General features: G+C 54.8%; 15 protein-coding genes. 11 read left to right on the top strand and 4 right to left on the bottom strand.

Features of this window, described 5'->3' with window-relative positions:
• The first annotated feature begins 7 nt into the window (after positions 1–7).
• Together HC248_RS17030 and HC248_RS17025 are read left to right on the top strand one after the other, a co-directional pair.
• Positions 8–2,074, top strand: coding sequence for a two-component system sensor histidine kinase NtrB (locus HC248_RS17030; protein WP_238342841.1), 2,067 nt, complete (start codon positions 8–10; stop codon positions 2,072–2,074).
• Positions 2,075–2,111: 37 nt separating this feature from the next.
• Entirely contained in the window at positions 2,112–2,738 is a 627-nt protein-coding gene (locus HC248_RS17025) for a response regulator transcription factor (RefSeq protein ID WP_168923519.1), read from the top strand.
• Positions 2,739–2,798: 60 nt separating this feature from the next.
• Here HC248_RS17025 and HC248_RS17020 read toward each other — a convergent pair whose 3' ends face one another.
• Entirely contained in the window at positions 2,799–2,981 is a 183-nt protein-coding gene (locus tag HC248_RS17020; protein ID WP_168923518.1) for a hypothetical protein, read from the bottom strand.
• On the opposite strand from HC248_RS17020, the gene mltA reads away from it, so the two are divergent.
• From mltA to HC248_RS16980, 8 genes are all read left to right on the top strand, one after another.
• Complete coding sequence (gene mltA / locus HC248_RS17015) at positions 2,914–4,182, top strand: murein transglycosylase A (protein WP_168923517.1); 1,269 nt, start codon at positions 2,914–2,916, stop codon at positions 4,180–4,182. The genes HC248_RS17020 and mltA overlap by 68 nt on opposite strands.
• Before the next feature lie 42 nt (positions 4,183–4,224).
• Complete coding sequence (locus HC248_RS17010; protein WP_238342667.1) at positions 4,225–4,662, top strand: hypothetical protein; 438 nt, start codon at positions 4,225–4,227, stop codon at positions 4,660–4,662.
• 188 nt (positions 4,663–4,850) lie between these two features.
• Positions 4,851–8,429, top strand: coding sequence for an indolepyruvate ferredoxin oxidoreductase family protein (locus tag HC248_RS17005; RefSeq protein WP_168923516.1), 3,579 nt, complete (start codon positions 4,851–4,853; stop codon positions 8,427–8,429).
• Between the two features lie 160 nt (positions 8,430–8,589).
• The gene (locus tag HC248_RS17000) at positions 8,590–8,895 is read left to right on the top strand and encodes a hypothetical protein (protein ID WP_168923515.1); all 306 of its coding nucleotides are present in this window, start codon (positions 8,590–8,592) and stop codon (positions 8,893–8,895) included.
• Positions 8,896–9,088: 193 nt separating this feature from the next.
• Positions 9,089–9,433, top strand: coding sequence for a preprotein translocase subunit YajC (gene yajC / locus HC248_RS16995; protein WP_168923514.1), 345 nt, complete (start codon positions 9,089–9,091; stop codon positions 9,431–9,433).
• A 74-nt stretch (positions 9,434–9,507) separates the two neighbouring features.
• Positions 9,508–11,415: a protein translocase subunit SecD gene (secD, locus tag HC248_RS16990; protein ID WP_168923513.1), complete on the top strand. Its 1,908-nt coding sequence runs from the start codon at positions 9,508–9,510 to the stop codon at positions 11,413–11,415.
• 37 nt (positions 11,416–11,452) lie between these two features.
• Entirely contained in the window at positions 11,453–12,406 is a 954-nt protein-coding gene (gene secF, locus HC248_RS16985; protein ID WP_168923512.1) for a protein translocase subunit SecF, read from the top strand.
• A 27-nt stretch (positions 12,407–12,433) separates the two neighbouring features.
• Positions 12,434–14,764: a DUF1631 family protein gene (locus HC248_RS16980; RefSeq protein WP_168923511.1), complete on the top strand. Its 2,331-nt coding sequence runs from the start codon at positions 12,434–12,436 to the stop codon at positions 14,762–14,764.
• An 83-nt stretch (positions 14,765–14,847) separates the two neighbouring features.
• Here HC248_RS16980 and HC248_RS16975 read toward each other — a convergent pair whose 3' ends face one another.
• The 3 genes from HC248_RS16975 to HC248_RS16965 form a co-directional block, all read right to left on the bottom strand.
• Entirely contained in the window at positions 14,848–15,354 is a 507-nt protein-coding gene (locus HC248_RS16975) for a Smg family protein (RefSeq protein ID WP_168923510.1), read from the bottom strand.
• 134 nt (positions 15,355–15,488) lie between these two features.
• The gene (gene dprA / locus HC248_RS16970) at positions 15,489–16,601 is read right to left on the bottom strand and encodes a DNA-processing protein DprA (protein WP_168923509.1); all 1,113 of its coding nucleotides are present in this window, start codon (positions 16,599–16,601) and stop codon (positions 15,489–15,491) included.
• A gap of 28 nt (positions 16,602–16,629) precedes the next feature.
• Positions 16,630–17,844, bottom strand: coding sequence for a LysM peptidoglycan-binding domain-containing protein (locus HC248_RS16965; protein WP_168923508.1), 1,215 nt, complete (start codon positions 17,842–17,844; stop codon positions 16,630–16,632).
• 208 nt (positions 17,845–18,052) lie between these two features.
• Between HC248_RS16965 and def the strand changes: the two genes are divergently transcribed.
• Positions 18,053–18,562, top strand: a complete 510-nt coding sequence (gene def, locus HC248_RS16960; protein WP_168923507.1) for a peptide deformylase — start codon at positions 18,053–18,055, stop codon at positions 18,560–18,562.
• The last annotated feature ends 5 nt before the right edge of the window (positions 18,563–18,567 follow it).

Below are 18,567 nucleotides of genomic sequence, written 5' to 3'. Positions count from 1 at the left end.
GAAAGCGCTGGCTGCCGGTCTCAAGCGCTTGCATGCTCTGCGTTGGGCTTACTGGCAAGTTGGCACTCGGCGCTCTTTTTTATGGCTGCTGCTGTTGGTGTTGGTGCTTTGCCTGTTGGCGACACTGGTTTGGTTGTCGGGTCGCTATGAGGCCAGTCAAATTCAGGCCAAGCTCGAGCATGATGCATCTGAGGCCGCCACCGATATCCGCTCTGCGCTGTCACGCAATATCCAGAGTTTGCATGCCGTTGATTTAGCCGAGCAGGACTGGCTGCCACCAGCCACAAATTTGCTGCGTGAACACCGTGAAATCATGCGCCTAGAGTGGCGCGACCCTGACCTTCAGGTGCTGGCTTTTGCTGATACGCCCTATCGCAACGCGGTGTTCCAGCGACTCGGTCGAAGCAGCGCGCAGGCCGATGTTGCGCTCGCTTGTAATGCGGCGCGACGTTTGAGCGGACCGGCTTATTCGGTGAGCTACTTTATGCCTCAGGCCGATGGTATGGGTTTTGAAATGCTAGACATGTGTCTGCCGATTTTGCGCAGCGGCCAACTCATGGGCTACAGCGTGGCGACTTATTCGTTGCAAGGCATGTTGGCCGAGCTGGTTGGCAAGCAACTCATTCGCGGCCAAAGCCTGTCTTTTACCGAGGCTGACGGCACCCGTTTGGCGCTCTACGGCCTGCCTATGCCGGGCCGCCAAATTTATGTCGCCCAGCAGTTGGTCGACCTGCCTGGTAACACCTTGGTATTGCGTTTTGAAAGTCGCAAAAGTCGGCCGGCTTTTTTCCCGAATGTTCTCACCGCCTTGGTCGGCACCATGACGCTGGCTTTGCTGGCGGTGCTTTTTTTGTTGGCGCGCGACATGCGTAAGCGGCTAGAAGTCGAGCATGATCTTGGCGAAGCGTTGGCTTTTCGCAAAGCCATGGAAGACTCTTTGTTGACCGGGCTGCGCGCGCGCGATCTGCGCGGGCGCATCACTTACGTCAACCCGGCTTTTTGCAAAATGGTTGGTCTGCCAGCCGCCGACTTGCTCAACCAAAGTCTGCCTTCGCCTTACTGGCCACCCGAGATGGCGGAAGTCTACCAACAGCGCCAAGCCCTACGGTTTGCCGGCGATACCGCTCCGCTGCAGGGCCATGAGTCGGTTTTTATGCGCGCTGACGGCACGCGTTTTCCGGTGCTCATCATGGAGGCGCCACTGATAAACGAGGTTGGCAAACATACCGGCTGGATGAGCGCGATTCTTGATGTGAGCGAGCAGCGGCGGGTCGAAGAACTCTCGCGTACCAGCCAAGATAGGCTGCAAGCCACCGCCCGATTGGCGATGGTCGGCGAGATGGCGTCTTTGCTCAGTCACGAATTAAATCAGCCCTTGGCGGCTATTTCTAGTTACGCCACCGGCTCGCTCAATCTGATCAAACACCATGCGCAGTCGGGCGACGCGGGGGCACAGGCGACGCAGTTGTTGTCGACTGATTTGCAGTTAGCCATGGGCCGTATTGCCCAGCAAGCTGAGCGTGCTGGCAAGGTGATACGCGGCGTGCATGACTTTGTGCGTAGGCGCGATCAGTCGCGCGAAGCGATTGAGCCGCGCGCTTTGCTCGATGCCGTGATGCCGCTGATTGGCTTGCAGGCGCGTAAGCTCTCGGTGCGAGTGGAGATGCAACTTGACCCGGCTTGCGAAGCCGTGCTGTGCGACACCACCATGGTCGAGCAAGTCTTACTCAACCTTTCGCGCAACGGCATGCAGGCCATGCAGGGCTTGGCGGTTGATATGCCGCGTCTGCTCACTCTCAGGGTGCAGCCGGTTATTTCTAGCGACAGCAGCGGTTGGGTTGAGTTCGCGGTGATAGACCAAGGCGTGGGCATTCCTGCCGAAGTCGCAGCCCAACTTTTCACCCCTTTCTTCACCACTCGGGTCGAAGGTATGGGTTTGGGTTTGAGCCTTTGCCGCACGGTGATTGAGCAGCATGGCGGGGTACTCAATTTCGAGGCTGCTTTGCCGCGCGGCACGGTGTTTAGTTTTACTTTGCCGGTTGCCGGCCTCTCTATCCAACGGCTACTAAGCTAAGGCTATATGTTTTTAATTTTTTGGTGAGAGTGAACAAATGGAACCGATCCAAAACGCCATGGTTTACGTTGTTGACGATGACACCGGTGTGCGCGATGCGCTTGCTTGGCTGCTGCGCTCGCGACGCCTGCAAAGCGAGACCTTTGGCAGCGGCGAAGCATTTGATGCGCGCATGGGCGAGCAGTTCGAGGTGCGCGCGCCGTCTTGCCTGCTGCTCGATGTACGCATGTCTGGCATGAGTGGCTTGAGCTTGTTTGAAAAACTGATTGACTACGGCCTCTTGCCTGTGTTGCCAGTCATATTTTTGACCGGGCATGCGGATGTGCCGACGGCTGTAGCGGCGGTAAAAAAAGGGGCTTTCGATTTTTGCGAAAAACCGTTTTCTGACAATGCGCTGGTGGACCGGGTTGAACAGGCTTTGGCACTGTCTGCGGCGGCGTTAAACCAATACAGTCAAGCGAGCAGTCTGCAGGCGCGTTTGACTGGTTTGACTGAGCGCGAGCGCGATGTGATGCGCTTAGTCGTCGATGGTTTGCCGAATAAGCTGGTAGCCGATCAGCTCGACATCAGCGTGCGCACGGTTGAGGTTCACCGCTCCCGGGTATTTGAAAAAATGGGGGTTAAGTCCGCGGTCGAGCTAGCCAACGTACTGCGCAGTGCCTGAGTCTCGTTTCACCCAAGTCAGGATTGAGCTCACGCCTGCAGATTGGGCCAGCGCCTTGAATCAGGTTCGGTCAGTTGGCTCTGGGTTAACCTTGGGTTCTGGCTTGGGTTCGGCCACGATTTTTTCTTCTTCGGGCGGATCTGCCTTGAGTTCGCCCTTTTCACGACCGGAAAACATGGTCCACCACACAATAAGGATGAGTAACACCATGGCGCCAAAGGCTTCTAGCAGTAGCAGGTACATATCGCGCTTTCCTCAAGTTGTCAAAACTCTTTTGATTATCGCCAGCACGCTGTGGCTAGCTTCTTGTGGCGTCACACCCACTGCGCCACAAGTTTCTGTTGTGCCCGAGGTTCTCGCTGCGCCTTTGCCAGCCGCTATGGATGACATGTTGACCGCCGAGTTGAGCCGCGAGCTCAGTCACTACGACAACGCACCTTTACCCTCGCCCCGCGTCACGACGAAAAGTCGCTGGGTGCCGGTGCGCTGGGCGGAACTGCCCGGCTTGGGTCAAGATCCTTTATTCGAGGCTTGGAACGCTTGGATTAAAAGCTGCGAGCGGCCCGGTCCGGTGTTCGCACCACTATGCTCGCAGGTCAGGCGGCTAAGCATCGCCACGCCCGAGGAGCAGCGCGTCTGGCTGCTGACCCGGCTGCAGCCCTACCGTATCGAGTCTCTAGCCGGCCCTGAAACCGGTCAGTTAACCAGCTATTTTGAACCCCTCATCAAGGCCAGTCGCCAAAGAGCGCCGGGTTTTGAGGTACCGCTTTACCGTCCACCGGCGGGGCTGGCTGCACGCAAGCCCTGGTATACCCGGCAGGAAATAGAGACGCTGCCTGAGGCGCGTGCCGCCCTGCAGGGGCGGGAGATTGCTTGGTTGGCCGACCCTATAGACGCGTTGCTGCTGCACATACAGGGCTCTGGTCGCATCAGTATCACCGCTGCGGATGGCAGTGAGCGCGTCACGCGATTGGCTTTTGCTGGCTCCAATGAGCAGCCTTACCGCAGCGTTAACCAGTGGTTAATCAGTCAGGGCGTGACCCGGGTTAATCCTTGGCCCGAAGCGACTAAGGCTTGGGCGGCACAAAATCCGCAGCGCGTGCAACAACTGCTGTGGAGCAATCCGCGCTATATCTTTTTTCAAGAAGAAACTCTCACCCCGCTGGACTCCGCCTTCGGCCCGCGCGGCGCGCAAGGTGTGGCGCTCACGCCGGGTCGCTCGATTGCAGTCGATCCTTCCAGCATTCCTTACGGCACACCGGTTTGGCTGGCTTCGCGCGGCCCGGCCGCCAATTTACAAAGACTGGTTTTTGCGCAGGACACAGGCAGTGCCATCGTCGGCGCTGTGCGGGCCGATTATTTTGCCGGCACTGGGGATCAGGCTGGACTGTTTGCTGCCCGTATGAATCAGCCCTTGCGGCTATGGGCGTTATGGCCAAAATAAATCTCTAACAAAGGCTTAAAAGGGCGCTCAAAAAGCCACCTAATGCGTCTTACTTTTTCTTTCACTTCACGCCAAAAGGTCAATATGCACAGCACAGATTTACCGTCAAAGCAGCTGACAGACAGCGTCACCAGACGGCCAACCATGCGCGTCGGCATGGGCTTGCTGCTATGCGCCCTGCTGCAGGCTTGCAGCATGACTCGGGAGGTGGTGGGTTTGGATACTCCGCAGCTGCTGGCCGTGCATTACCGCTGTGACCACAGCACTGAGTTTTTGGCCAACTTCACGGTTGACACAGTCGTTCTCGACAGCACGCGCGGTCAAGAAACGCTATACCTAGATGCGGGTGGTCAGGGCGCGGGTCAAAAAGTTTTTAGCAACCCCCGCATGCGCGCTGAGTTCGGTTTAGGTGCTAATGGCCGTCAGGCCGTGCTGCATTACCCAACAAAGCCAGTGTTGGTGCGCTGCTCGCGGGTTTAACGGCAGCGCTCAAGCGCGACGCCTCGGCGACAAGATTTATCCTGCTGTTGGGCATACACTTTGTAGCGAAGACATGCAATGCGCAAAGAGCCACAAGCTTTTATTTGGCGCGGTGTGCCGGCTTTAACCCTCTGGTTAAGAACCTATCCGGTGCTTAACCGCTCGGCAAACTACAGGAGACAAAAAAGATGAACGCACCCTTGCCAGAATCCATCCGCAAGTCGCTAAGCACGGTCACGCTTGACGATAAATACAGTCTTGATCACGGTCAAGCCTTCATGAGCGGTGTGCAAGCCTTGGTGCGCCTACCCATGCTGCAGCGCCAGCGCGACCAGCAGCAGGGTAAAAACACCGCCGGCTTTATTTCGGGCTACCGCGGCTCACCGCTAGGCGGCTATGACCAAGCACTGTGGAGCGCCAGCGCTCACCTCAAGGCACAAAACATCGTGTTTCAGCCAGGCGTGAACGAAGAGCTCGCCGCGACCGCCGTTTGGGGTACCCAGCAACTGGGTTTTGCACCGCCCGGCACGAATAAATACGACGGCGTTTTTGGTATGTGGTACGGCAAAGGCCCAGGCGTAGACCGCACTGCAGACGTCTTTAAGCATGCGAATATGGCGGGCACCACCGCTTGGGGCGGCGTGATCGCGGTAGCTGGGGATGACCATATCTCCAAGAGCTCTACTGCGGCTCATCAGAGCGACCACATCTTTAAGGCTTGCGGCCTGCCGGTATTTTTCCCCGCCAGCGTGCAGGAAATTTTGGATTTAGGCCTGCATGCGTTCGCGCTAAGTCGTTACTCCGGTGTTTGGGCTGGCATGAAGACGATTCAAGAAATTGTCGAATCCTCGGCCAGCGTCATGATTGATCCAAACCGCGTACAGATCAAAATCCCCACTGATTTTCAGATGCCCCCAGGCGGCGTACACATACGCTGGCCGGATGCGCCGCTAGAGCAAGAGCAGCGTTTGTTTGACAGCAAGTGGTACGCGGCCTTAGCTTACATACGCGCGAATCGGCTGAACTACAACGCCATTGAAGGCAAAAAAAACGATCGCTTCGGCCTGATCGCTAGCGGCAAAGCTTATAACGACACGCGTCAAGCCTTGTTAGACCTAGGCCTAGACGACGAGACTTGTCGCCAGCTCGGCATCCGCTTACACAAGGTCGGCGTGGTCTGGCCGCTAGAAGCGCAGCTCACGCGTGAATTTGCTACCGGCTTGCAAGAAATCATGGTGGTCGAGGAAAAACGCCAAGTCATCGAATACCAGCTCAAGGAAGAACTCTACAACTGGCGCTCTGATGTGCGGCCAGTCATTGTGGGCAAGTTCAACGAAGGCGAAGGCCTGCAGCAGGGCGGTGAGTGGAGCATGGCGAATCCTTCGGCCAACACCTTGCTGCGCGCCAATGCCGATCTCTCGCCCGCCTTAATCGCCAAAGCCTTGGCCTCACGGATTAAAAAGCTAGGCTTGGATGGCGACATGCTGGCCCGTATAGACGCGCGTCTGGCCGTGCTCACCGCTAAAGAGCAGTCGTTGACCGCTTTAGTGGTTAACAGCGAGCGCACACCTTGGTTTTGTTCTGGTTGCCCGCACAACACCTCAACCAAGGTACCAGAAGGTTCGCGCGCTATGGCCGGTATTGGTTGCCATTACATGGCGCTGTGGATGGACCGCAGCACCATGGGCTTTACCCAAATGGGCGGCGAGGGCGTGCCTTGGGTAGGTCAGCAGCCTTTCACCACTGACACCCACATGTTTGCCAATCTTGGCGACGGGACTTACTTTCACAGCGGCTTGCTGGCGATTCGCCAAAGCATCGCCGCCGGCGTGAACATTACCTACAAAATTCTTTATAACGACGCGGTAGCCATGACTGGCGGTCAGCGCGTGGGCGAGCGGCCAGAGGGCCACTCGGTGGCGCAGATTGCGCAGTCGGTCAGTGCCGAGGGTGCGGTCAAAGTGATAGTCGTGACTGACGAGCCAGAGAAGTACGAAGGTGTTTCGTTGGCCTCAGGCACAAGCGTGCATCACCGCGATGAACTGGATGATTTGCAAAAACAGTTTCGCGAGATCAAAGGCACAACAGTCATTATTTACGACCAGACCTGCGCCACCGAAAAGCGCCGCCGCAGAAAGCGCGGCACGCTGGTCGATCCGGCCCAGCGCGTGGTCATCAACGAGCTGGTGTGCGAAGGCTGCGGTGACTGCGGCGTGCAGTCCAACTGCATGAGCGTCGAGCCGCTAGAGACCGAATTTGGCCGCAAACGCCAAATCAACCAGAGCAGTTGCAACAAGGACATGTCTTGCGTCAAGGGTTTTTGCCCCAGCTTTGTGACGGTCGAAGGTGGCACGTTGAAAAGCAAGTCTAAAAAAGATAACAAACGCAGTCCGTCTGAGCTCGGCGCGTTGCCTGAGCCAGTGCTGCCGCTGCTCAAAAAAGATTCCCTCTGGGGCATTGTGGTGGCCGGCGTTGGCGGCACTGGTGTCATCACCATAGGCCAGTTGTTGGGCATGGCCGCTCATCTGGAAGGCCGCGGCATCATCACCCAAGACGCTGCCGGGCTGGCGCAAAAAGGCGGTAGTACGTGGAGCCATGTGTTGATCAGCCAGCAGTCTGGTGAGATCTGCACCACCCGCGTGGGCACTGCCAGTGCTGACTTGATTATTGGCTGCGACCCGATTGTCTCGGCCAACAAAGAAACCATGGCCCGCATGCAGTTAGGCCGTACCCGCGTGGTGCTGAACGCGCACAGTGCGCCTACCGCCAGCTTCGTACACAACGGCGGCTGGGAAAACCCCGGCAGTGCTTGTCAAGCCGAAATTATCAAGGCGGTGGGACAACCCAGCGTCGGCGCTTTTGATGCCGATACGGCTGCCACCAAACTCATGGGCGACAGCATTTACACCAACCCCATGCTGCTCGGCTATGCCTGGCAAAAGGGTTGGATACCACTGAGTTTTGAGGCCTTGACGCGGGCGATTGAGCTCAACGCCGTCGCCGTCGAAAATAACAAAACCGCGTTTGCGTGGGGCCGGCATGCTGCAGTGGATTTGCCCGCGCTAGAAAAACTGTTTGCGTCCAGCCAAGTCATCGCTATGCCAACAGCGCGCCAGGCTTTGCCTGATTTGGTGGCCCGACGAGTCGAGTTTTTGACCGCTTATCAAGATGCGTCTTATGCGGCGACTTACGCGGCTTTTATCCGCAAAGTCGAGCACGTCGAAGCGGCGCTAGGCAGTACGACGCTGGCGCAAAACGTGGCTCGTTATCTGTTTAAGTTAATGGCTTACAAGGACGAGTATGAAGTTGCACGCCTGCATTGCGACCGTAGATTTCTGGATAAAGTGGAGAACATGTTTGAGGGAGACTTCAAGATCAACTACCACTTGGCCCCACCCTTAATCGGCAAAAAAAATGCCAATGGCGAAGCACAAAAGCAAAAGTTTGGCCCTTGGATGTTGACCGGCTTTAAGCTGCTGGCCAAACTCAAGGCTTTGCGCGGCACGGCTTTTGATCCGTTCGGTCGCACCCAAGAGCGTCGCGAGGAGCGCGCGCTGATAGCCGACTACATGGCCAGCATGGACGACGTGCTGGAAAGCCTCAATGCCAACAACCACAAGGCCGCAATGGAGGTGGCGCGCATACCCGAAATGATCAAGGGCTTTGGCCACGTCAAGGCGCGCAATTTGCTGCTGGCGCGGACTCAGTGGCCGTTGGCTATGCAGGCATTTCACGCCGCTGGGGATGGTGAAAAACTCGCCGCCTAAGTTGGCGAGCGCTATGCAAAAGACTTTCGACATAGGCTAAAAAAACAAGTTGAACATTTCCCCCGAATGCCTACAGTGATGTGGAATGCATAAAGTGCCGGCCCGCTTTGTGCGGCTCCAAGTGGTTAAATATCTTTGATTGTTTTTAAAGGAGTGGGCGATGTCTTCTTCTGCCAACTTATCCGATGCGACTTTATCTAGCCTAGAAGGACCATTTAACAACGCCGCCTTTAGACAGCATCAGTTAGTCCTGATGCATCAAATTGAGATTTTGAAAAAAGAGCGCCAAGTGTTCGAGCAAGAACTATTGGCCGAAGGTTTTAATCCGCAAAAATGTTTGACAGCTTTTGAGTGTTTAAGCAAAGATGAGCAGCGCGATATTAATGCCGAGTTGGGTCTGGCTGCGCCGGATCAAGCGCCCTTGGCTCTGCCCACCCGCTTGCCGCGGCGACGCTCTTTTCTTTAATTCCCCCTTCTTTTTACCGCACACCTCTTTTTTTGCAGTCGCTGGCTTTTTGACTCTGCCTATGACCTCACGCTGTCGCGGCCATAGCTAGCGAGTAGCTTCATTCTTGCCGCATACAATGCCATTAGGTTTCTGGTCTGCCTGAATGGGCAGCGCCTGCTTTTTTTATCCAATAACTGATGTGGAGTTTGCCGTGTTTATTTCTTCTGCTTTTGCCCAGACCGCCCCGGCCGCCGCTGTTGGCGGTGGTGGCATCATGTCCTCCGTTACCGGCATGCTGCCTTTGGTTTTGATGTTCGTTGTGCTTTACTTTGTGATGATTCGTCCACAGATGAAAAAGCAAAAAGAGCACAAGGCCATGATTGAGGCTCTGGCTAAGGGTGACGAAGTCGCCACAGCGGGCGGCTTGCTAGGCAAGGTCACCAAGATTTCAGACGGCTATTTGTCTATGGAAATTTCTGACGGTGTTGAAGTTCAACTCCAGCGCAGCGCCATCGTTCAAGTACTGCCAAAAGGCGCCATCAATAACGTCAAATAAGTCACTGGCCTTGCCCTTAGGGGCGGCCGTGCACAGCACCTTTGCCTTTTTAGTTCACTAGGAACAGCACGCTCATGAATCGTTATCCAGTATGGAAATACGTGGTCATAGTTTTCGCTTTGCTGATAGCGATTCTCTACACCTTACCTAATTTCTTTGGCGAGGCGCCTGCGGTTCAGGTGTCGAGCAGCAAATCGATCGTCAAGGTCGATGCCACCACGGTTGCCCGGGTGCAGCAAGCCTTAAGCTCGGCCGGTCTCACAGCAGAAGCTGTGACGCTGGACGGCACTTCTGTGCGGGCGCGCTTTACCAACACCGACACCCAGTTAAAAGCCCGGGATGTGATTCAGACGGCACTCAGCCCAGATGCGAATGACGCCTCTTACATAGTGGCGCTCAATTTGCTCTCACGCTCACCAGCTTGGCTGACCGCGATTCATGCCGGCCCCATGTATTTGGGTCTGGACTTGCGCGGCGGCGTGCACTTTATGCTGCAAGTTGATATGCAAGCAGCATTGAGTAAAAAAGCCGAATCGCTGGCGGGCGACTTGCGTCTGTATATGCGCGACTTGAATATTCGTCACTCTGGTATTAGCCGAAATGACCAAGTCATAGAGATTCGCTTTCGCGATAGCCAGACTTTAACGGCGGCTAAAAATTTGCTGACAGATCAGTTTCCTGATCTGCAAAGCACCGACGCCGCTGTGGGGACTGACTATGTTCTTAAAGCCAACATCAAGCCTGAAGCCGCACGCCGGATACAAGATCAAGCGCTAAAGCAAAATATTGTCACCTTGCATAACCGGATTAACGAGCTCGGCGTTGCCGAGCCGGTGATCCAGCAGCAAGGTCTGGACCGTATCGTGGTGCAACTGCCGGGTGTGCAAGACACTGCCAAGGCTAAAGACATACTAGGCCGCACCGCAACGCTGGAAATGCGCTTGGTTGACGACAGCAGCGAAGGTCGCGCCGCCGAAAGCGGCATAGGCCCCGTGCCCTTTGGCTCCGAGCGCTTTTTGCAACGTGATGGCCGGCCTGTGATTGTCAAGCGCCAAGTCATCATCACTGGCGAGAGCTTGACCGATGCTCAGCCCGGTTTTGACTCACAAAGTCAGCAACCCAAGGTCGATTTGACGGTAGACGCCAAGGGTGGCCGCATCATGCGCGATACCAGCCGCGAAAACTTGAGAAAGCGGATGGCTATTGTGTTGTTCGAAAAAGGTCGCGGCGAGGTGTTGACTGCTCCTGTGATTCAGGGTGAGTTAGGCAATCGCTTCCAAATTTCTGGCTCTATGAGCGTTGCGGAAGCCAGTGACTTAGCCTTGCTACTGCGTGCCGGCTCGCTGGCCGCTCCTATGGAAATCATTGAAGAGCGCACTATTGGCCCTACGCTGGGTGCAGAAAATATCGCCAAGGGCTTTCAGAGCGTCGCTTGGGGCTTTTTGGTCATCATTTTGTTCATGGGCTGCTACTACATGCTGTTTGGCATGTTTTCGGGCATCGCGTTGGCGGTGAATTTGATGTTGTTAGTGGCGGTACTGTCCATGCTGCAAGCGACCCTGACGCTACCGGGTATGGCTGCGATGGCGCTGGCGCTGGGTATGGCGATTGACTCCAACGTGTTGATTAACGAGCGGGTACGAGAGGAGTTGCGCAACGGCGCCTCACCGCAAGCGGCGATTCACTCGGGCTATGAGCGCGCTTGGGCGACGATTTTGGACTCCAACATCAGTACGTTGATCGCCGGTTTAGCTTTGTTGGCTTTCGGTTCTGGTCCAGTGCGCGGCTTTGCTGTAGTGCACTGCATTGGTATTTTGACCAGCATGTTCTCGGCGGTATTTTTCTCGCGCGGCTTGGTCAATCTTTGGTATGGACGACAGAAAAAACTCAAGTCCATCTCGATCGGTACGATCTGGCGTCCGCCTGTGACTGGAAAGTCAGTTTCAGCCTCCACCGGCAAAAAATCCGCATCGCTCAAGTAAGCGCCTTCAGCGCCTAGACAGTTACTGGAAACCAGACATGGAATTTTTCAAAATCAAAAAAGACATACCGTTTATGCGGCATGCGCTTGTGTTTAACGTTATCTCTTTCGTCACTTTTGCGATGGCGGTATTTTTTCTGTTCTCGCGTGGCCTCCACTTATCGGTGGAGTTCACCGGCGGCACGGTCATGGAGGTCAGCTACAGCCAGCCTGCTGAGGTGGAGAAAATTCGCAAACTGGTCACCGAGCTAGGCTTTAGTGATGTGCAGGTGCAAAACTTTGGCACTGCCCGCGACGTCATGATTCGCCTGCCGTCTCAGCAAGGCGTCTCGACAGCCCAGCAAAGTGAGCGTGTCATGGGCGCGCTTAGAACCGATTCTCCCAATGTTGTGATGAAGCGCACCGAGTTTGTCGGCCCGCAAGTCGGTCAAGAACTCGCCCAAGACGGACTGAAAGCCCTTGGTATGGTGGTGCTGGGCATCATGATTTATTTGGCTTTTCGCTTCGAGTGGAAATATGCGGTGGCGGCCATCATTGCCAATTTGCACGATGTGATTATTATTTTGGGCTTTTTTGCTTTCTTCCAGTGGGAGTTCTCGCTTTCGGTGCTCGCTGCGGTGCTGGCGGTGCTGGGCTACTCGGTCAACGAATCGGTGGTGATTTTTGACCGTATTCGCGAGAATTTCAGGCGCTACCGCAAACTTGATACACCGCAAATCATTGATAACGCTATCACCTCTACGATCAGCCGGACCATCATCACTCACGGGTCTACTCAGATAATGGTGTTGTCCATGTTGCTCTTTGGTGGCCCAACCTTGTTTTACTTTGCGTTAGCGCTGACTATCGGTATTTTGTTCGGTATTTACTCCTCGGTCTTCGTGGCTGCCGCGATCGCGATGTGGCTAGGTATACGGCGTGAGGACTTGGTCAAACCGGGGGCGAAAAAAGATGAAGATCCAAATGACCCTAATTCGGGCGCAACGGTGTAAGCTTAAAGGTAACTCTTTAATTCGGCTGTGTCACAACATAACGCCAAAAAAAGTCATTTAGCACTCAGTGCTCGCGAGCTTTTCATTGAACAAGCTGGGCGAGCATTTCCCGAACTCGCACAAGCTATTAGCGATCAGTTGCAGCTGCTGTCCGAGCAAGCAGCACCGCCGTTTGAGATACAACTTTATCGCGATGGTCTTCTGGCTTTTCGCGCCCATCATCAAACATGGTTTAACGGTGTCTCGCTGGCTTGGCAAAAAGCTTGTGCCAACTCAGTGGTTGTCCCATCTCCGTCATCTTTTGCGTCTTCAGTGTTTAAGACAGGCGGCACTCAATTGGAGTTGATGGACGACGCTGTGGTGGAAAACAAAATCCTCGCTTCCCGTTTAGCCTTGCGTGTGATGGATTTGGCGAGTTGGGAACTCAACGACTTACGCCTGCGCATACGTGAGCTCGAGGGCTCGACAGATCTGCAAAGCAACGATATTTTGCGTCCCGAGGTAATCAGCCAACATCTGGTGACACAGTGGCTTGCGGCTAGATTGCCGCGCGAATTATGGGTCAGGCTGCAAGACCTTCTGCAAGACTATTTTTCCCACGATTTGCTCAATGCTTATCACGCCAGTAATGCGTTTTTGATTGCGCAAGGCGTGATGCCCGATATTGACCTGCGCCCGCTGGTAAGGCGTACTCCGTCAAGTCATGCAGGCAGTAGCACGGCGCATACCAATCAGGCGGGTTTAGGACTTGAGGGCGAAGTCTCAGTTTTTACCCAACGTGTTTTACGTAGTAATCAAACGGGTCAGCGTAGGCTTGACGGGGAAGATGCTTTGCAGGTCACGAGCACACCGCTGAAGCGGGCACGTATGCGGGCTTTGGGTGTGATGGGTCATTTGCGGCGCTTGGTAGGCGCGCGTCTCGACGTAGAGATTAAAACCAGTGAGACAGTTCTCTCGCCAGGACTTAAGCAGGCCATGGCTGTCGCAATCATGCCGTCTACCCTCAGTCTTGAGCAGACCCAGCTTATCTATGCTGACAGTTACATCACCGCGTGCGGCACAGCCCAGCTCGAACAGGTCGCGGGTCGTTTGCGTAAGACCAGTAACAGACTTAAAAAAGCGGCTTCAAATGCGACTGAAAAAGCCACGATTGAAATCGTCGCCTTGATGTTCCAAAGTATTTTGTCTGAGGAGCGTATTCCCCCAGTCATACGGGTTTGGTTTGCACGTTTGCAGATGCCAGTGCTGCGGGTGGCGATTGCTGATGTTGAATTTTTCGATTCGCTGCAGCATCCCGCGCGGCGGCTGATTGATCGCATAGGCTCTTGTGTGCTCGGTTTTGATGTAGCGGTAGCCGGTGGTGCCATGGAGTGCGAGATACGCCGCGTGGTTCAGGTCATAGAGCAATACCCGGATGTTGGCCGGCAGGTATTTGAGCAGGTGTTTCAGGAGTTTGAATTATTTTTGTCTAAATTCCTGTCCGTAAAGGGCCGCGCTGCGCGGGTGATAAGCGTTGCCCAGCAAATCGAGCAGAAGGAGATCATGGTCATCTTGTACACGATTGAGTTACGCAACATGCTCAATGACATGCCTGTGCACGATGAAATTCAGGGATTTCTTTTCAAAGTTTGGGCCGAGACAATGGCAATTTCCGCCATGCAAAAAGGCCCGCAACACGATGAAACGATACGCTTTAAGCAGGCCGCCGTGGACTTGGTCTGGGCCGCGAGTGCCAAGCCAGACCGTAATGACCGCGCCAAGGTAATTGCTGAATTGCCCATGCTATTGCAACTGCTGAGACATGGCATGGGTCTACTCAGCATGTCGGCCGAATCGCAAGATGCGTATATCAAGACAATTAGCGATATCTTGGCAGACGCTTTCATGTCCAAAACAGACTTTATTTCTCCCGAACGAATTGGACAGCTTGCCAAGCGTCTGATCAATCTTGAGGACTATCTGAGTGATGAGGATGTGGGTGACTTGCCGCTAGATGCTGACAGTTTGTTCACGCTGATGGGGATTGACGCGTCCGATTTGGAGATCATCACCGATGGCGGCGGACAGTTTAAAGATGCTATGCGCGCGTGGGCTTTAGAACTAGAAATTGGATCATGGTTTAGTCTGGACCACAACGGACGTATCAGCCGAGTTCAGTTTGCTTGGCGCAGCGAGCGCAAGCAGTTGTATTTGTTTGCTGCGTCTGATGGTCGAAATTTTTTGATTCAACTGCGTCGCCTGAGTGCCTATTTGCATGCCGGTTTGCTAGTGCCGACTGAGGACGAGACCTTGACCATGCGCGCTACCCGCGAAGCCTTGGGCAAACTTGACGCTAATCCTGAGCGTTTATTGAACTGACCTAAGCTAAATCAAGTGCGGCGAATGTTTCTAACTGCGCGTGAAGGCGTAGCTAGCGGCTAAAAGCTATCTAGAACCAAGCGTTAGTGTGCGGTTCTAACCTGCGCGTCATCGCACAGCTCGTCTAGGATTAAGGCGTCAGGTTCCTCGCCAAAACTCCAGTAAACCATCAGGATGATGATTTTCAGATCATCCAAGCCGACCGGCTCTCCCGACGCTGCCATGGCACGATCCAGCACAATTTCTCGCATATGCGGCGGTAAAACACCAGCGGTTTCAAGAAAATGTACATAGCCTAGCGCTTCGGCGCCCAAATAGTCTTGTTCTTGTACCGAGTACGCCCGAAGACTGTGACTGGACTGAATGCCTAAGGACTGATTTGCCGTCAACGCCAGTTCGTCACTGCTGTCTGGGACATAAATTTGTGTGCTTTGAGCGGCCAAATTCAAACCATCTAGCCAAATCAGTGCGGCTTGAATTTCTTCGACTTCAAAGCCGACAGCCGTTAGTTTTCGGCCTAGTTGCGGCAATTCCGGACAGGCATCGCCTTGCCAGTAATTCTCATAAACGTACACAAGCACTTCAAACATATTTCAATATAACGCAGTTACGCAAGCTGTTCGGGTTGATTTCTCGCTTAACCATTATCCCTTTCGATTTATTTCGCCTTGGGTCTGCTGGCGCTGGCTGAGGTCTGAATGTTCGAGCTCTCACTGGGTGGTCTTCATGTCCTGACTAGGCGCTGAAAGCGCCCACCCGCCAGTCTTGCTAGATGCTCGTCTATCTCTAAGTCCAGCAGGCCAGCTTGTAGCACCGCTGTGGCCAGACCGGTACGCGCTTGTAGCTGGTCTAGGCTTAAAACCTCCATACCCAGCGCGGTTAGCAAGGTTTGTCCTAGTGGGTTGGGTGGTGTTTGGTTTGTGATGGTGTTGCTTTGTGTAGATTTTGAACGCTGGGGAAGCTTTAATTCTTCCAGTACATCTTTGGCAGTCTCCACTAGCTTAGCGCCTTGTTTGATCAGCGCATGACAGCCACGCGACTGCGGCGAATGGATCGAGCCCGGTATCGCGAATACTTCTCGGCCTTGCTCCAAGGCCTGGCCTGCGGTGATGAGTGAGCCCGACTTGAGAGCCGCTTCGACCACCAGAACGCCTTGTGACAAACCGGAAATGATACGGTTGCGTCTGGGGAAGTTTGCACTCAGTGGTGGTGTCCCCAGACAGTACTCGCTGATCAAAGTGCCTTGCTGGGCAATTTGGCGCGCCAAGGCTTGGTGTTGCCGAGGATAGACTTGATCCAGTCCAGTGCCAACCACCGCCACTGTCTTACCGCCACCGGCGATTGCGCCCGCATGCGCCGCACCGTCTATGCCTAGCGCCAAGCCTGAGACTATGCATAGGCCGGCGCTGGCGAATTCCTGGGCAAATTGCTTGGCATCGAGTGCTCCCTGAGGTGTCGGGTTACGGCTGCCCACCATGGCTAAGCTGGCAGCGCAGCTAGCGTCCAAGGGTAAGCCGAGTAAGTGCAGCAGCAGTGGTGGGTCTTCGGTCTGCAGCAGGCTGACCGGATAATCGGCGTCGCCCAGTGCGAGCAAACGCCGGTCATCTGATCGCGCCAACCATTCCTGCGTGGTTTGCAGCAGCGCACCAAGGCGCGCAGGTTCGGTCTGAATCACCGTCACCAGCTTGGCCGGCATCAGCTGCATGAGTGCCGAAACGCTTTGCTCGAACACTGCCTGCGGCGAGCCAAAGGCGCTGAGTAAAACCCGGGCGGCATGGTTGCCAATGCCTGGCAGCAATAGCAACCTAAGCCAAGCTTTTAGTTCGTGCGTATCCATGTCGGTGAGTCAGATCGGCGCGGCTAGCTCAGTTAGGGTTGTTAAAGCGGTCGCCGACTTTCACGCCATCGGAAATTTGCAGCACCAACGCATAAGAGAGCTTGTCAAAGGTGCGAAACACCATCATCAAACCGTTGCGTTCATTGGGCAGTTTGAGCCCGGGTTTGCCTATTTCTGTGTTGTCGGCCAGACGTTGGCCGTTTTTACGCACCACCACGATATGGCCGCGTTCTACGCCATCTTTGCTGCCGCGATTGATGACTACCACCTGGTTTTCAGAGGCATAAGTGACGGCGCTACCGTAGACTGACACTATCTGTCCCTCGACTGGTATGGCCGGTGCATGTGGGAGATAGGTGAGCAACTCGCGTGGCGGCTCGGGTAACAGTCGGTCGCCAACACGCATTTCCTCTTTGGCCTGAACGATGTCTATGGTGGCCGGCACTATGTCATTTTTGGCTTTGCCATCGGTCGTTGCCATGCTGCTTTGACCTTCGCCGCGCACCAGTTCGGCACGCCCCACAAATTGCGCCTCGTAACCCAGCACTTCGCCACTAGCCGGGTCTTTGAGTGGTGTGGCATTGCGAAAGACGCGGTAGTCAAGAGGCTCACCCTTTGCATCACTCAAGGCTTTGCCTGCTGTTCCGCCCTGAGACAGGCCACGTGCATAGGCGCGGTCGCCGCGGCTCAGTAGTACGCGGCCTTCTTGGGTGGCGACTATGCGCGGCGCGTTGGCAAAAGTCGCTTCATCAACAATCAGTGGTTCCGCTAAAAAAGGCTCAATCACGCCCGGTGCGAGGCTGGTGATCGCGTTGTCAGCAAGTGTTTCGTAGCGAGTGCGTGGCGATAGCCGCACTGTGTCGTTGCCCTCGCCAACGCCTGCTTGAGCGGTGCGCAGCAAGGCGCGGCCGCTGGATTTGTCAAGATAGAGTTGTTGGCCGGGATAAATGCGGTGCGGGTTTTCAATTTCCTGCAAATTCATGCCCCACAGTTCTGGCCAGAGCCAAGGGCTTTTAAGAAACATGGCTGAGATAGCCCAGAGCGTGTCGCCGCGCTTGACACGGTAGCTATCGGGCGCATTGGCGTTGAGCTCGCCCAGCGCCAAACCGACTTGGGCGACTTGATTCGCCATAGATTTTTGCTGCGCGGTGATGGGAAAATTTTGAGCCTGTAGGCCCAAAGCGGTACTGGTCAAGGCCAGAGCGATTGAAATACGGCTTAAACGGCCAAAATTAATTTGCATCTTTAAGGCTCCTCAGGCTTTCGTGTTCAGGTGTCGGAGCGGCTACCCGGCCCGTTTTTATCGGCAGAAAACACATATTATTTTGTGCCCATGGCATTGATTTAGCAATCAAAATGCTGACCGACAAGCCCTTGGCGATCAGAAGTTTAAAAACATAGCGAAAATAGAGACATACTATTTGGCATTTTTGGCCCTTTTAAGCCCGCGCATGACACAACTCACTATTCTTCGCTACCCCGATCCCCGCCTGCACACCGTTGCAAAACCCATCGCCGTTGTTGACGCGCGCATCAAAACTCTGGCTGGCGACATGCTTGAGACCATGTATGCCGCCGAAGGTGTTGGCCTAGCCGCCAGCCAAGTCGATGTACATGAACGCCTGGTGGTCATGGATGTCAGCGAGGACCGCGATCAGCCACTGGTACTGATCAACCCCGAAATCGTCTGGACCAGCGAGAAAACTGAGGTCAATGACGAAGGTTGCCTGTCGGTGCCCGGCATTTACGACGGTGTCGAGCGTTTTAGTTCGGTGCGCGTCCAAGCGCTAGACTTGCAAGGCCAGCAGCAAACCTACGAGGCTGAGGGCTTGCTAGCCGTTTGCATGCAGCATGAGATGGACCATTTGCTAGGCAAGGTGTTCGTTGAGTATCTCTCGCCACTCAAACGCAATCGCATCAAGACCAAGATGGTTAAACAGATTAAAAATCAGGACGACTAAAGCCT

It is taken from the genome of Polaromonas vacuolata (genome assembly GCF_012584515.1).
Lineage (GTDB): Bacteria > Pseudomonadota > Gammaproteobacteria > Burkholderiales > Burkholderiaceae_C > Polaromonas > Polaromonas vacuolata.
This window is presented reverse-complemented; position numbering and strand designations above follow the sequence as displayed.

What these genes read in the sequence shown, in the direction of transcription:
- HC248_RS17025 (WP_168923519.1), top strand. Translation starts at nt 2,112, where the DNA reads ATGGAACCGATCCAAAACGCCATGGTTTACGTTGTTGACGATGACACC.
- HC248_RS17020 (WP_168923518.1), bottom strand. Translation starts at nt 2,981, where the DNA reads ATGTACCTGCTACTGCTAGAAGCCTTTGGCGCCATGGTGTTACTCATC.
- mltA (WP_168923517.1), top strand. Translation starts at nt 2,914, where the DNA reads ATGGTCCACCACACAATAAGGATGAGTAACACCATGGCGCCAAAGGCT.
- HC248_RS16975 (WP_168923510.1), bottom strand. Translation starts at nt 15,354, where the DNA reads ATGTTTGAAGTGCTTGTGTACGTTTATGAGAATTACTGGCAAGGCGAT.
- secD (WP_168923513.1), top strand. Translation starts at nt 9,508, where the DNA reads ATGAATCGTTATCCAGTATGGAAATACGTGGTCATAGTTTTCGCTTTG.
- HC248_RS17005 (WP_168923516.1), top strand. Translation starts at nt 4,851, where the DNA reads ATGAACGCACCCTTGCCAGAATCCATCCGCAAGTCGCTAAGCACGGTC.
- secF (WP_168923512.1), top strand. Translation starts at nt 11,453, where the DNA reads ATGGAATTTTTCAAAATCAAAAAAGACATACCGTTTATGCGGCATGCG.
- HC248_RS17010 (WP_238342667.1), top strand. Translation starts at nt 4,225, where the DNA reads ATGCGTCTTACTTTTTCTTTCACTTCACGCCAAAAGGTCAATATGCAC.
- dprA (WP_168923509.1), bottom strand. Translation starts at nt 16,601, where the DNA reads ATGGATACGCACGAACTAAAAGCTTGGCTTAGGTTGCTATTGCTGCCA.
- HC248_RS17000 (WP_168923515.1), top strand. Translation starts at nt 8,590, where the DNA reads ATGTCTTCTTCTGCCAACTTATCCGATGCGACTTTATCTAGCCTAGAA.
- def (WP_168923507.1), top strand. Translation starts at nt 18,053, where the DNA reads ATGACACAACTCACTATTCTTCGCTACCCCGATCCCCGCCTGCACACC.
- HC248_RS16965 (WP_168923508.1), bottom strand. Translation starts at nt 17,844, where the DNA reads ATGCAAATTAATTTTGGCCGTTTAAGCCGTATTTCAATCGCTCTGGCC.